Annotated in this window: 14 protein-coding genes; 3 read left to right on the top strand and 11 right to left on the bottom strand. The window is 68.0% G+C overall.

The features are described from left to right. Positions 1–18: 18 nt before the first annotated feature. The 8 genes from murI to clpS are packed head-to-tail and all read right to left on the bottom strand — an operon-like array spanning position 19 to position 5213. On the bottom strand, positions 19–840 hold the full coding sequence (gene murI, locus AU072_RS05615; RefSeq protein ID WP_064412963.1) for a glutamate racemase: 822 nt from the start codon (positions 838–840) through the stop codon (positions 19–21). Between the two features lie 8 nt (positions 841–848). Continuing rightward, positions 849–1532 (bottom strand): rhomboid family intramembrane serine protease, encoded by a 684-nt coding sequence (locus AU072_RS05610; protein ID WP_064346458.1) that lies wholly within the window; start codon positions 1530–1532, stop codon positions 849–851. After that, entirely contained in the window at positions 1523–2485 is a 963-nt protein-coding gene (locus AU072_RS05605) for a cysteine synthase (RefSeq protein ID WP_064346457.1), read from the bottom strand. The genes AU072_RS05610 and AU072_RS05605 overlap by 10 nt, the downstream gene beginning before the upstream one ends. A 10-nt stretch (positions 2486–2495) precedes the next feature. Then, positions 2496–2777, bottom strand: a complete 282-nt coding sequence (locus AU072_RS05600) for a MoaD/ThiS family protein (RefSeq protein ID WP_064412875.1) — start codon at positions 2775–2777, stop codon at positions 2496–2498. A gap of 13 nt (positions 2778–2790) precedes the next feature. Continuing rightward, the gene (locus tag AU072_RS05595) at positions 2791–3231 is read right to left on the bottom strand and encodes a M67 family metallopeptidase (RefSeq protein WP_263987533.1); all 441 of its coding nucleotides are present in this window, start codon (positions 3229–3231) and stop codon (positions 2791–2793) included. 59 nt (positions 3232–3290) lie between these two features. Continuing rightward, positions 3291–4310 (bottom strand): P1 family peptidase, encoded by a 1020-nt coding sequence (locus AU072_RS05590; RefSeq protein WP_064412873.1) that lies wholly within the window; start codon positions 4308–4310, stop codon positions 3291–3293. Continuing rightward, complete coding sequence (aosR, locus tag AU072_RS05585) at positions 4307–4891, bottom strand: oxidative stress transcriptional regulator AosR (RefSeq protein ID WP_064412872.1); 585 nt, start codon at positions 4889–4891, stop codon at positions 4307–4309. Before aosR ends, AU072_RS05590 begins: the two co-directional genes overlap by 4 nt. 7 nt (positions 4892–4898) lie before the next feature. Next, positions 4899–5213 (bottom strand): ATP-dependent Clp protease adapter ClpS, encoded by a 315-nt coding sequence (gene clpS, locus AU072_RS05580; protein ID WP_064405504.1) that lies wholly within the window; start codon positions 5211–5213, stop codon positions 4899–4901. A gap of 103 nt (positions 5214–5316) precedes the next feature. On the opposite strand from clpS, the gene AU072_RS05575 reads away from it, so the two are divergent. From AU072_RS05575 to AU072_RS05565, 3 genes are all read left to right on the top strand, one after another. Then, entirely contained in the window at positions 5317–6576 is a 1260-nt protein-coding gene (locus AU072_RS05575; protein ID WP_235629936.1) for a nicotinate phosphoribosyltransferase, read from the top strand. Continuing rightward, positions 6577–8559 (top strand): ATP-dependent DNA helicase, encoded by a 1983-nt coding sequence (locus tag AU072_RS05570; RefSeq protein WP_064412870.1) that lies wholly within the window; start codon positions 6577–6579, stop codon positions 8557–8559. A 67-nt stretch (positions 8560–8626) separates the two neighbouring features. After that, positions 8627–10066 carry a neutral zinc metallopeptidase gene (locus AU072_RS05565; protein WP_064412869.1) on the top strand — a complete coding sequence of 480 codons (1440 nt, stop codon included), beginning with the start codon at positions 8627–8629 and terminating at the stop codon, positions 10064–10066. Positions 10067–10073: 7 nt separating this feature from the next. On the opposite strand, the gene AU072_RS05560 is transcribed toward AU072_RS05565, so the two are convergent. From AU072_RS05560 to glgP, 3 genes are all read right to left on the bottom strand, one after another. After that, a complete protein-coding gene (locus AU072_RS05560) occupies positions 10074–10811 on the bottom strand; it encodes an MspA family porin (RefSeq protein ID WP_407937588.1) in 738 nt (245 codons plus the stop codon). A gap of 105 nt (positions 10812–10916) precedes the next feature. Continuing rightward, on the bottom strand, positions 10917–11765 hold the full coding sequence (locus tag AU072_RS05555; protein ID WP_064412867.1) for a virginiamycin B lyase family protein: 849 nt from the start codon (positions 11763–11765) through the stop codon (positions 10917–10919). Continuing rightward, on the bottom strand, positions 11762–14386 hold the full coding sequence (gene glgP / locus AU072_RS05550) for an alpha-glucan family phosphorylase (protein WP_064412866.1): 2625 nt from the start codon (positions 14384–14386) through the stop codon (positions 11762–11764). Before glgP ends, AU072_RS05555 begins: the two co-directional genes overlap by 4 nt. Positions 14387–14432: the final 46 nt, after the last annotated feature.

The raw sequence follows: 14432 nt of genomic DNA, 5'->3' as shown, positions 1-14432 counted from the left end.
CGGTTTGAGCGACCGAAATCATCTCGGCGCGCCGACGTGACGTTGAACAGGTCGAACGCCGTCGAGCGTCGGCCCGAGAAACCGTGCGGCAAGGGCGGTGAAGGCGTCCGGGTCGCCCGTCGCCTCGAAGATCCGCTGCGGCGCCGGGGAGTCGTGCGGGCGCAGCAAATCGAGTTCGGTGAGCACCCTCAGCAAGTCCTTGGCGGTCTCCTCGGCGCTCGACACCAACGTGACGTTCTCGCCCATCGCCAACTGGATCAGTCCCGACAGCATCGGGTAGTGGGTGCAGCCCAGCACGAGGGTGTCCACCTGTGCGCGTTGAAGCGGTTCGAGATACCCCTCGGCGAGGCCGAGCACCTGGCGCCCACTGGTCACCCCGCGCTCGACGAAGTCGACGAACCGGGGGCAGGCCACCCCGAACACCTCGGTGTCGCGGGCCGCCGCGAACGCGTCCTGGTACGCACCCGAGGAGATCGTGGCCGCGGTGCCGATGACACCGATGCGACCGTTGCGGGTGGTCGCGACCGCGCGGCGCACCGCGGGCAGGATCACCTCGATCACGGGCACCGGCGCGTAGCGTTCGCGGGCGTCGCGCAGGCATGCCGACGACGCCGTGTTGCAGGCGATGACGAGCGCCTTGACGCCGCGCGAGACGAGATCGTCACCGATCGCCAGGGCGTGTGCGCGAACGTCCGGGATGGTCAGCGGCCCGTACGGGCCATTGGCGGTGTCGCCGACGTAGACGATGTTCTCGGAGGGCAACTGGTCGATGATCGCGCGGGCGACCGTGAGCCCGCCGACACCCGAATCGAAGATGCCGACGGGCGCGTCGGCGGACACCGCCGATGTCACGACGTTAGGTACGGGTTCGACGCCACACTTCTGCGCTTCTCGCGAGCCTTGCGCTCCGGGCCGGACAGCAGATAGGCCGCGATGACGCCCGCGACCGCCCCACTCAGATGGCCCTGCCACGACACCCCCGGTGTGCCGGGCAGCACGCCGAGCAGGACGCTGCCGTAGACGAGCAGCACGATGACGCCGACGATGATCTCCCAGGCCTTGCGGGTGAAGAACCCGAACACGATGAGAAACGCCAGCCACCCGAAGATCAGCCCGGAAGCTCCGATGTGGTTGGCCTCGCAGCGCACCCCCACATACGGGCAGTGCATGCCGACGTTGCCGATGAGCCACGTGCCCAGACCGCCGAGGATCCACACGATGGCGGTGGCGAAGATGAACCGCGACATCCCCGCCAGCGTCATCAGAAAACCCAGCACCAGAGCCGGAACGGTGTTGGCGATCAGGTGATCCCAGTTCGAGTGCAACAGCGGCGCGAACAGGATGCCCACCAGGCCGTCGGACTCCATCGGCCGAATGCCGTTGTCGTCGAGGCGATGGTTCGACAGCGAGTCGAACAGTTCGATGACCCACAGCAGCACGACGAAGCTGAAGACCGTGACGGCGCCGATCACCCACGCGGGTCGTTTGCGCGGTTGCGACGGTGTGGTCCCCGGATACCCGGTCATGCCCATAGCTGCCCTTCAAGCGCGTCTTCAGCGTCATCCAGGCTACCGGCGTACGCACCGGTCGACAGATACTTCCAACCCGCGTCGGCGACCACGAACGCGATGTCGGCCTGCTCGCCGGCCTTGACCGCCTTGGCCGCCATGCCCAGCGCCGCGTGCAGCACCGCGCCGGTGGAGATGCCCGCGAAGATCCCCTCCACCTGAACCAGATCGCGGGTGCGCCGGATCGCGTCGTACGAACCGACCGAGAACCGCGTGGTGAGCACGTCGGGGTCGTACAACTCGGGGATGAACCCCTCGTCGATGTTGCGCAGCGCGTAAACGCCCTCGCCGTACCGGGGTTCGGCGGCGACGATCTTGACGTCCGGCTTGCGCTCGCGCAGGAACCGCCCGGTTCCCATCAGGGTGCCGGTGGTGCCCAGGCCCGCGACGAAATGGGTGATCTCCGGCAGATCCGCCAGCAACTCCGGGCCCGTGCCCTCGTAGTGCGACAACGAGTTGGCCTCATTGCCGTACTGGTAGAGCATCACCCACGAAGGGTTCTGCAACGCAAGCTCTTTCGCGTGGGCGACGGCGGTGTTCGAGCCGCCCTCCGCGGGCGAGTAAATGATCCGCGCACCGTACAACTCGAGCAGCTGGCGGCGCTCTATCGAGGTGTTCTCCGGCATCACGCAGATCATCTGGTAGCCCTTGAGCAGCGCCGCCATCGCCAGCGAGATGCCGGTGTTCCCGCTCGTCGGCTCCAGGATCGTCGCACCGGGCTGCAGCAGGCCCTGCCGTTCGGCCTCCTCGATCATCCGCAGCGCCGGACGGTCCTTGATGGAGCCGGTGGGATTGCGGTCCTCGAGCTTGGCCCACAGCCGCACATGGGGCTCGGTGTCCCAGCCGGGCGAGAGGCGGCGCAGGCCTACCAGCGGTGTACCGCCCAGAGCTTCGAGCAGCGAGTCGTATCGCGCCATCAGACGCCCGCTACCCTCCAGCCACTGCGGGCAGGATCGTCACCGAATCGCCGTCGGCGACCGTGGTGTCGAGCCCGCCCGAGAACCGCACGTCCTCGTCGTTGACGTAGATGTTGACGAACCGGTTCAGCTTGCCGGGGTTGTCCTTGTCCATCAGGCGCTCCGAGATGCCGTTGTAGTTGGCCTCCAGGTCGCTGATCACCGCCGCGAGGGTGTCGCCGGATGCGGTGACGCGTTTCTCCCCTCCGGTGTGGGTGCGCAGGATGGTCGGGATGGACACTGAAACGGACATGCGAAGGGCTCCTTTAAGTCTGGTACTGCTCGACGATCTTGACGGGTTCCTCGGTGACGACACCGTCGACGATGCGGTAGCTCCGCAGCTCGTGCTCCCCGGGGTCGCGGGTCGACACCAGCACGTAGTGGGCGTCGGGTTCCTGGGCCAATGAGATGTCGGTACGGCTGGGATAGGCCTCGGTCGCGGTGTGGGAGTGGTAGATCACGACCGGGACCTCGTCGGCGTCGTCCATTTCCCGCCACACCCGCAGCTGCTCCATCGAGTCGAACCGGTAGAACGTCGGCGACCGCTCGGCGTTGGTCATCGCGATGAAGCGCTCCGGCCGGTCCGAGCCTTCGGGTCCCGCGATCACTCCGCAGGCCTCGTCGGGATGGTCGGCGCGGGCGTGGGCGACCATGGCGTCGACCAGATCCGCTCGGATCACCAACACAGCAGCTACCCCTTTCTGCACGAAACTGTATTCCAGCAGCGAAAAATCGAGTAAACGGCTGCTGGAACGCAGTTTCGCGGTTACTCGAACGCTCCAGGCAACATGTCGCGGTACGCCGGTATTCCGGCCACCGACTCGGCGGCCAGCACCCCGACCATCACCGCGCGGGCCAGACAGTCCGCCGCAGCGGCGCCCACCTGCGTGATCAGCGGCATCTCGGGCGTCATCGACGCCGGCGTGGTGGGATCGAGCGGCACCTCCACGGCGCCGGTGGCCAGAGCGAACACCGTGTCGCCGTCGTGCGGCGTGTGGCACGGCCGGATGGTGCGCGCCAACCCGTCGTGTGCGGCGACGGCCACCCGGCGGCAGGCCGCGGGGCTCATCGCGGCATCGGTGGCCACCACCGCGATCGTCGTGTTGAGCGGGCTGAATTCGCGATGACGGTCGGCGTAGGCCGCGATCTGGTCGGCCGGCGGCGGGATCAACCCGAACTCCTCGATCTGGTACGCCAGCCAGGGCAGACCGGTCGCCGTGTCGAACACCTCGCCCGCGGAGTTCACGATCACCAGGGCGCCCACCGTGACGCCGCAGTCCAGTTGCATCGACGCCGTGCCGACCCCGCCCTTGAGCACCCCGGCGCGCGCTCCCGTGCCCGCTCCCACGGTGCCGATCGCCACCTCGCTCCCCGCGGCTGCAGCCGCGGCGTAGCCGAACTCGGCGGTCGGCCTGCACTGCCAACCGCCGACCGGAAGGTCGAACACCACCGCGGCGGGCACGATCGGCACCACGCCGCCGTCCAGCGCGACGCCGCGGCCCTGCTCCTCGAGGTACCGCATCACCCCATCGGCGGTTGCCAGCCCGTAGGCGCTGCCGCCGCTCAAGACCACGGCGTCGACGTGCTGAACGGAATTGATCGGGTCGAGCAGGTCGGTCTCCCGTGTCCCGGGGGCCCCGCCCCTGCCGTCGACACCGCCCACGGTTCCCGGCGGCGTCAACACGACCGTGGTGCCGCTGGCCCAGCCCGATCCCAACGTCACGTCCGCATCCAGCCGATGGTGTTGTCCCACCCGGATACCGGCCACATCGGTGATCGAACTCATCTCGACTTACCCATCAGTCCCAGCACCAGGTACTCCTGCAGCACGGTCAACCACTGGTAGACGTCGAGGTGTCCGGCCATCGGATGGTCGGGCGGCAGTTCGTCGGGCCCGTCCGGCGAGATCGCGAGCATGGTGCCCAGCGCCAAGCGCATGTCGTTGACGGCGGCGGCCCAGGCGTGCGCATCGTCCTCGCTCAGCTCGAACTTGCCGCCCTGCGCCGGCATGGTGTCCAGAAGTGTTTGCGCCGCTTCACGTTTGGCATCGATGATGTCGGGCTCATGCAGGCCGCGCAGCGCGCTGTTGAGGCTCTCGGTGGCGCTGGAGCCGGCGGGGTGCTCTGTCTGCGGCCGGTAGAAGTCCGGCAGCAGGCGTTTCATCGTGTCGTCTTCGGGTGGCGTCGAATTGCCGGTACGCATACCGGTGATCGCTTCGAGTTCATCTGCGGGCGCAGATGATTCGCGCTCCTCCAACATGCCAACCACCGAGGTGGCCAGGCTTCGCAACAGGGCGGCCTCGTGCGGTGCGATGGCCGACCGGAAGCGCGCTCCATCGGCAGTCTCCACCCGCTTCCACTTACGCACGTGTCTGTCAGCGGTCCTGCTGCATGGTGGCCCACAGCCCGGCGGCGTGGAGCTTGGTCACGTCGATCTCCATCGCCTCGCGGCTGCCCGCCGACACCACCGCCTTGCCCTCGTTGTGCACCTGGAGCATCAATTTGGTCGCGTGCGCCTCGGGGTAGCCGAACAGCTTCTGGAAGACGTAGGTCACGTAGGTCATCAGGTTCACCGGGTCGTCCCACACGATGGTCACCCAGGGTGTGTCGACGGCGGCGTCTTCCGTCGCGACGGACTTGGCGCCCCGCTCTTCGCGAGTCCCCGGTCGAGCCTTCGCCGGCGTAACCATGTCGTTCAGGATAGCCAACGCATTACCGGCGCTTCGAGCTACTACGGTGACACCTGTGACCGCCGCATCCCCGGCCCTGCTCACCGACAAGTATGAGCTGACGATGCTCGCGGCCGCGCTGCGCGACGGCACCGCGCACCGTCGCACTACGTTCGAGATCTTTGCGCGCCGACTGCCCGAAGGACGCCGCTATGGGGTGGTGGCCGGCACCGCACGGTTTGTGGATGCTTTGGCGCAGTTCGAATTCGACGACGAGGCGCTATCGTCGCTCGCGGATTTCCTCGACGCCGAAACGCTCGCGTACCTCGCCGACTACCGGTTCGCAGGCGATGTCGACGGATACCCCGAGGGCGAGCTCTACTTCCCGGGTTCACCGGTGCTCTCGGTGCACGGCACGTTCGGCGAATGTGTAGTACTCGAAACCCTGGCGTTGTCGATCTTCAACCACGACACCGCGATCGCATCCGCGGCCGCCCGCATGGTCAGCGCGGCCGAAGGGCGACCCCTGATCGAGATGGGCTCGCGACGCACCCACGAGCACGCCGCAGTCGCCGCCGCTCGTGCCGCTTACCTGGCCGGCTTCTCCGGGTCGTCCAATCTGGCGGCGCAGCGCGACTACGGGGTTCCGGCGCTGGGCACCAGCGCGCACGCGTTCACCCTGCTCCACACCACCCACGACGGCCCCGACGAGCGCGCGGCGTTCCGGGCGCAGGTCGAGGTGCTCGGGGTGAGCACGACGCTGCTGGTGGACACCTACGACATCACCGCGGGCGTGGCGACGGCCGTGGAGGTCGCCGGTCCGGAACTCGGTGCGGTGCGCATCGATTCCGGAGACCTCGGGGTGCTCGCGCGCCAAGTGCGCGCTCAACTCGACGACCTCGGCGCCACCGGAACAAAGATCGTCGTCTCCGGCGATCTCGACGAGTTCGCGATCGCCGCGCTGCGCGCCGAACCGGTCGACATCTACGGCGTCGGCACGTCCCTGGTCACCGGTTCCGGTGCCCCGACCGCCGGGATGGTCTACAAGCTGACCGAAGTGGACGGGCTCCCGGTGGAGAAACGCAGCAGCCACAAGCAATCCCACGGCGGACGTAAGCAGGCGATGCGGGTGGCCAAGGCGACCGGCACGATCGTCGAAGAGGTCGTCTTCCCCTTCGAGCGCCCGCCCACTGATCCCAACGGCTTCACCGCGCGGGTTCTGACCGTTCCACTGGTACAGCAGGGTGAACCGGTCGCCGATCTGGGCCTCGACGCGGCCCGCGCCCGGGTCAGGGACGGCCTGACGAGCCTTCCGTGGGACGGGTTGAAACTGTCCCGCGGCGAACCCGCCGTGCCGACGCGGCTGATTCCTCCCGGCGCGTAGGTGGTCACCACGTCGGACACGCCGGACACCACCCAGCTGCTGGCCACCGCCGTGGCGGCCCTCGGCGGCCGCGAACGCGCGGGCCAGGTCGAAATGGCCAAGGCCGTCACCCATGCCTTCGACACCGGTGAGCACCTCGCCGTCCAAGCCGGGACGGGCACCGGCAAGTCGCTGGCTTACCTCGTGCCGGCACTCGCACGTGCCGTCGAGGCCGACGAACCCGTCGTGGTGTCGACGGCGACCATCGCGCTGCAGCGCCAGCTCGTCGACCGCGACCTTCCGCGGCTGGCGGAATCACTGGCCGACGCGCTACCGCGCGCACCCGAGTTCGCCCTGTTGAAGGGCCGGGGAAATTACCTGTGCCTGAACAAGATTCACAACGGTGCAGCGACCGAACCCGACGACCGCTCCCAGCAAGATCTGTTCGAACCGGTTGCGACCAGTGCCCTGGGTCGAGACGTGAAGCGGCTCATCGCGTGGTCGTCGGACACCGACACCGGCGACCGTGACGAGCTGACCCCGGGCGTCCCGGACCGGTCCTGGTCACAGGTCAGCGTGTCGGCGCGTGAATGCATCGGGGTGGCCCGATGCCCGTTCGGCACCGACTGTTTCGCCGAGAAGGCCAGAAGTCGCGCCGGCAGTGCAGATGTCGTCGTCACCAACCATGCGCTGCTGGCCATCGACGCGATCTCCGACGCCGCCGTACTTCCCGAACACCACCTGCTCGTCGTGGACGAGGCGCACGAGTTGGTCGACCGCGTGACCTCGGTGGCCACCGGCGAGCTGTCCGCGACATCGCTCGGCATCGCCCACCGCAGGGCCGCTCGGCTGGTCGACCAGGAACTGGCGCAACGGCTGGAAGCCGCGACGGCGACGCTGTCGTCGGCCATCCACGACACGGAACCGGGCCGCATCGACGTCCTCGACGACGAATTGGCGACCTACCTCACCGCGGTGCGCGACGCCGCGTTCCGGGCCCGGTCGGCGATCGACACCGCACCCAGCGACCCGGCGGCCGCATCCGCGCGCACCGAAGCCGTCACCGCGTTGACCGATATCGGTGACACCGCCTCGCGAGTCCTCGACTCCTTCCTGCCTGCCATCCCCGACCGCACGGACGTGGTGTGGATCGACCGCGAGGACACGCGCGGATCGGTGCGGACGATACTGCGTGTCGCTCCGCTTTCGGTGTCGGGTCTGTTGCGCACCAGGCTTTTTGAGCACACCACGACCGTTCTGACGTCGGCGACGCTGACGATCGGCGGCACGTTCGACGCGATGGCTTCGGCGTGGGGGCTGACAGGCGGGGAGACTGAGTGGAAGGGTATCGACGTCGGATCCCCCTTCGAGCACGCGAAGTCCGGCATCCTGTATGTCGCAGCGCATCTGCCGCCGCCGGGACGAGACGGCACAGGATCCGCGGAGCAACTCGACGAGATCGCCGCGCTGATCACCGCGGCGGGCGGCCGAACGCTCGGGCTGTTCTCCTCGATGCGTGCGGCCAAGGCGGCCGCCGAAATCATGCGGGAGCGACTGCACACCCCGGTGCTGTGCCAGGGCGAGGACACCACGTCGGCGTTGGTCAAGCGGTTCGCCGACGATCCCGAGACGTCGCTGTTCGGCACGCTGTCGCTGTGGCAGGGCGTCGACGTGCCCGGCCCGTCATTGTCACTGGTGCTCATCGACCGGATTCCGTTCCCGCGTCCCGACGATCCGTTACTGACGGCCCGGCAACGGGCGGTGGCCGCCCGAGGCGGGAACGGTTTCATGGCCGTTGCCGCCAGCCACGCGGCACTGCTGTTGGCCCAGGGGGCGGGTCGGCTGCTGCGCACCGTCGACGACCGCGGCGTGGTCGCCGTGCTGGACTCGCGAATGGCCACCGCGCGCTACGGCGGATTCCTGCGAGCATCCCTGCCGCCGTTCTGGGCGACCACCGACTCCGAGCGCGTGCGCCAGGCGCTCGAACGTCTCCGCGCACGGTGATTGTTTTCTATTCTGACAACGGTTCAGTGCGCGCCCTGCGGCCGCCTCGACGCGAAAGGCGGCGTCCATGACTCGGCGACACCTGGTCGGCGCCGTGACCGCGTTGTCGGCGGTGCTCGTCGTCACCGGATGCACCACCACGCTGCGCGGCGAACCCGTGTCGGTGTTCAACGATCCGTTCCGTGTCGCGGGCATGCCGGCGACCGACGGCCCCACCGGTCTGCGACCGGACGCGCGGGGTCCGGCGCGAGTGGTGTTGGGCACCGACGGGAGCGACTCCGACGAACTGGCCCGCCAGGCGATCAGCGACATCGAGGAGTTCTGGGAAGGCGCCTACGGCACCGCCTTCGACGGCCGGTTCGAGCCGGTCGACCGCGTCTATTCCTGGGACGCCAACGGATTCGACAGCACCGGGTTCTGTGACACCGACACCTACGGACTGGTCAACGCCGGCTACTGCACCACCGACAACACCATCGGATGGGATCGCGGCGAGCTTCTGCCCAGCCTTCGCCAGGAGTTCGGAGACATGGGTGTGACGATGGTGCTCGCCCACGAATACGGTCACGCCGTGCAGAGGCAGGCCGGCCTGGTCGACGACGAAACCCCGACGCTGGTATCCGAACAGCAGGCCGACTGCCTCGCGGGCGCCTACATGCGCTGGGTCGCAGAAGACAATTCGCCGCGATTCACGCTGTCGACCGGCGAAGGACTCAACAACGTGTTGGCGTCCGTCATCGCGTTCCGGGATCCGTTGTTGAGCGAGGACGACCCGGAAGTCGGTGTCGACGAACACGGTTCGGCGTTCGAGCGCCTATCGGCCTTCCAGTTCGGCTTCACCGATGGCCCGTCGGCCTGCGCGGCCATCGACCTACGCGAGATCGGCCAACGCCGGGGCGATCTGCCGGTGCTCCTGGAAGAGGACGAGACAGGTGAATGGCCCGTCTCCGAAGAGTCGGTGCGTGCCGTCATGGACGCGATGAACATTCTCTTCACACCTGCCAACCCGCCACAGCTGAGCTTCGACCCTCCGCAGTGCACGAACGCGCGACCGAGTCCGCCGGTGTCCTACTGCCCGGCGACCAACACGATCGCCGTCGACCTCGATGAGCTGGCGGTGATGGGCGCTCAGCCCGACATCGAGGACCCGGTCAGCCTGGCCACCGGTGACAACACCGCCTATTCGGTACTCGTGTCGCGGTACATGCAGGCGATCCAGAACGAGCACGGCCGCGTCGCGCTCGACAACGCCGAGGCCGCGCTGCGCACCGCGTGCCTGACCGGAGTGGCCACCACCAAGCTCTCCAAAAGCGTGACCACCCCCGACGGCAACACCGTGGCGCTGACGGCGGGCGACGTCGACGAAGCCGTGTCGGGCATCCTGATGAACGGCCTGGTGGCCAGCGACGTCAACGGCGAATCGGTGCCTTCCGGCTTCTCGCGCATCGACGCGTTCCGCGTCGGTGTCCTCGGCGACACCGAACGCTGCTTCAAACGCTTCGACTGAACGCGGCTCAGATCTTCTTGGTCACGCCGTACCAGGCGACGATCGCCTCCGACTGGTCCGTCGTGTGGCTGAGGTAGGCATACGAGCGGATGAAGGACTCACCGACGCAGCCGTCGATCTTGACCCGGAAGTTGCTCACCATCACCCACGGCTCCGCGCCGGTGAACTTCTTCTTCGTCACCGGGACCACGTTGACCAGGCCCGGTTTGAGGCCGACGGTGATACCGCCGCCGACATTGCCGCCGAGGCTCGGCAGGATTCCGAAATCCTCTCCACCACCGACGACGGTGAGCCCCAGGAGTCCGATGGACGGGTTCATGCCCGCCGTGCCGGTCAGGGAGACGCCGTTCGAGGTACTCATGTCGATGCCGCAGCCGATCTCGTAACCGACTTCGAGGCTGCCCTCCGGCGCTTCACCATCGCCCGGGCCGATCAGCCGTCCCTTGTAGGTGCCGCCGACGACGTATTCACGCGACGACAGTGCAGTCGTCAGGGGGGGTGTCGGCGCTTGGGTCTCCTTCTCGGCGCCCATCTCCAGACGCCAACCGTCGGGGGTCTCGGTCACCGCGGGCGGGGTGGATTCGACGGCGCCGTCGGGAGGCGGCGGAGGAGGCGGAGGCGCCCCTTCGGCGGGCACCTCGGCCACGACCGGGTCGGCCTCCGGATCGGCCGACGCGGATGCGGCGCCCAAGCTGCCGAGTACCCCCGCGACCGCGATCACGGTGATGCCTCGCTGCAGCACAATCCCAATCGTCACTGGCCACCCTCCGTCGTTAGCAACGCTTCGGAACCTACCGCGCCCGCCGTGTGCCGCGTGCGGATGCTCCCAGAATCGTTGCGATTGCCCCGCTCAGGTGGGCATTCGCAGGACGTGGCCCGATTCCAGGGCGACCCAGACGGCGCCTTCGGCGTCGACCGCGAGGCCATGCGGTTCACTACCCGGCGGGAGGTCGATCGTCACGATGTCACCGTCACCGCTGACGCGGGCGAGCTGGCTCGACCCCCACAGCGTCACCCAGACGCCGTCGCTGGGATCGGCGATCACCGCGTGCGGCTTGCCGGGCAGTTCGATCTCCTGGATGGCGTCGTCGATCGGTATCCGGCCGAGACGTTCGGCGAGGATCTCGGTGAACCACAGCGCATCGTCGTGGGTTGCGGTGATGCCGACGGGACCCGAAGCGGCGGTGGGTGTTTCGCGAACGGTCAGGTCGCCGGCCAGCGTAAGACGGCCCACGGCGCTCGCCTGATTCAGCGTGAACCACAGCGCGCCGTCGGGGCAGGTGACGATCATCGAGGGCGCACCGCCTATCGGATGGGTCTCCGTCACTTCACCGTCCACCGACATCCGGGCGACCACGCCGGAGCCCATGGCCGTGAACCACAGCGCCCCATCGGGGCCGGCCGTGATGCCGTACGGAGCGCTTCCGCCAGGCAGTTCGAATGCGCTCACTTCGCCGGCGGTGGTGATGCGGCCGATGTGGTCGTCGCCGTTGCGGGTGAACCACAACGCCCCATCGGGTCCGACGGTGATGATCGAGGGCCGACAGTCCGGTGCCACGGGATGAACCGCAACCTCACCGCTGTCGGTCACCCGCGCGATCGCGCCGTCGTGCACGAGGGTCACCCAGAGCGCCGCGTCCGGACCCGCCGCGATCCCGTAGGGCCCGCCGTCGAGCGCGACCTTTCGAGCGGGTGTCACGCGAGCGTGACGAGGCCGAGCTCGTTGTCGCCCGCCAACAGCGGGTGGTGCGGCAACACGCGCACCGTGTAGCCCACCGGCCCCGCGACGGGCAACGGTGCGGTCGCGGAGAAGACTTCCCTGCCCGCGTCGGCGCTTCCTGTGTGCACCATCGGCACCGTGACCGGTTCGACGAGTTGATCGCTTGTGTCGACGCGGCCCAGCACCGCTTGCACGGCAACCTCTTCGGGCCGCAGACCCGCCAGGTACACGGTGGCGGTCAGCGTGAGCTCCGAACCAAGCAGCGGGGTGTCCGGCAGACCGTAGCTGTCGACGTCGGTGATCTGGATCTTCGGCCACGATTCCTGGGCACGCAGCCGGTAGTTGGCCAGATCCCTTGCGGCGCCGAACGGTTCACCGTCACCACCGGGCTCGACGGTCCGCCGCAGCGATTGCGCCGCCGGTGCGTAGTACTTCTCGGTGTAGTCGCGCACCATGCGCGACGCCAGCACCTTGGGCCCCAACACGATCAGCGTGTGCCGCACCATCTCCACCCACCGCGCCGGGACACCGCGCTCGTCGCGGTCGTAGAACTTCGGCGTCACCGAGGTCTCCAGCAGGTCATACAGGGCGGCCGCCTCGAGGTCGTCACGCCGGTCCTCATCGGCCAGACCATCGGCGGTCGGGATCTCCCACCCGTTCTCGCCGTCGTACCACTCGTCCCACCACCCGTCGCGGATGGACAGGTTCAGCCCGCCGTTGAGCGCGCTCTTCATGCCCGACGTGCCGCACGCTTCCAGCGGCCGCAGCGGATTGTTCAGCCACACGTCGCATCCCCAGTACAGCTGGCGGGCCATCGACATGTCGTAATCGGGCAGAAAGGCGATCCGGTGCCGTACCTCGGGCCGGTCGGCGAACTTGACCACCTGCTGGATCAGGGCCTTGCCGCCGTCGTCGGCCGGATGGGACTTACCCGCGACGATGAGCTGGATCGGCCTTTCGTCGTTGAGCAGCAGCCGCTCCAACCGTTCGGGGTCACGCAGCATCAACGTCAGGCGCTTGTAGGTCGGCACCCGCCGCGCGAACCCGATGGTCAGCACGGCGGGATCGAAAGCCGTTGCGATCCAACCCAGCTCGGCTTCCGCCGCGCCGCGTTCCAGATAGGACCTACGCAGCCTCGCGCGCACGTCCTCGACGAGTTGCTCGCGCAGCTGCGAGCGGATCCACCACAGGTGGCCGGTGTCGACCTGCTGCAGGCGGCCCCACACCGCGGGTTCGCGCGCGCTGGTGAGGTCCTCGCTGCCGAGAAGTTCGCGGCCGAGTTCCATCCACTGTGGTGCCGCCCAGGTGGGCGCGTGCACACCGTTGGTGATCGACCCGATCGGCACCTCGCCGGGATCGAAGCCCGGCCACAGCTCGTTGAACATGTGCCTGCTGACGTTGCCGTGCAGCATCGAGACGCCGTTGGCGCGCTGCGCCAGGCGCAGACCCATGTGGGCCATGTTGAACTTGGTCGGGTCGTCCTCTTCTCCGAACGCGATGATGCGATCGAGCGGAAGGCCGGGCAGCAGCCGCGACATCGCGCCCGATGGACCGTCGGCAAAACCGCCGAAGTACCGCCGCACCATCTCCACCGGAAATCGGTCGATACCCGCGGGAACCGGGGTGTGCGTGGTGAACACCGTCGAAGACCGCACCACCGTCAGCGCGGTGTCGAAATCGAGCCCGGCGTCGATGAGTTCCCGGATGCGCTCGACACCGAGGAAGCCGGCATGTCCCTCGTTCATGTGGAACACCTCGGGCGAGGGTCTGCCCTCCAGCTCGATGAAAGCGCGGATCGCCCGCACCCCACCGATACCGGCGAGGATCTCCTGCTTGATCCGGTGCTCCTGATCCCCGCCGTAGAGTCGGTCGGTCACGCCACGCAGATCGTGGTCATTTTCCGGGACGTCGGAATCCAGTAGCAGCAACGGGATTCGGCCCACCTGGGCGATCCAGACCCGCGCCTGCAGCCGGGCGTCATAGCCGTTCTCGCTGGGCATCGCGACCGAGACGAGCACCTGTTGCCCGTCATGGTCGGTGAGCAGCCGAAGCGGCAGGCCCTGCGGGTCCAGCGCCGGATAGCTCTCATGCTGCCAGCCGTCGGCGGTCAGCGACTGCCGGAAGTAACCCGAGCGGTAGAGCAGCCCGACGGCGATCAACGGCAGGCCCAGATCCGACGCCGCCTTGAGGTGGTCACCGGCGAGGATGCCGAGACCGCCCGAGTAGTTCGGGAGGGACTCGGCCACCCCGAACTCCATCGAGAAGTACGCGATCCCGTTGGGCAACTGGGCGCCGTGCTCGACCTCCTGCTGGTACCACAACGGCCGGTTGAGGTAGTCGTCGAGATCGGCGGCCAGCCCGTCGAGGCGGCGCAGGAACTCCTCGTCGCCTGCCAGGGCGTCCAGGCGCTGCGGGCTGACCTGCCCCAGCAGGCCCACAGGATCACAGCCGACCCGCTTCCACAGCTCGGGTTCGATCGTCTCGAACAGATCCTGCGTCGGCCGATCCCAGGACCAGCGCAGGTTGATCGACAACCGTTCGAGCGCGGCCAGGCGGTCGGGCAGATGCGCTCGGACGGTGAACCTTCTCAGCGCTTTCATCGGGCTATCACGCGAGACAACATTACTGACAATCCGGCGGCTCGCA

Origin of the sequence: Mycolicibacterium novocastrense (assembly GCF_001499835.1) — a bacterium.
In the GTDB taxonomy this organism is placed as follows: Bacteria; Actinomycetota; Actinomycetes; order Mycobacteriales; family Mycobacteriaceae; genus Mycobacterium; species Mycobacterium novocastrense.
Note: the sequence above shows the minus strand (reverse complement) of the source record. Positions and strands in the feature narration are given on the sequence as shown.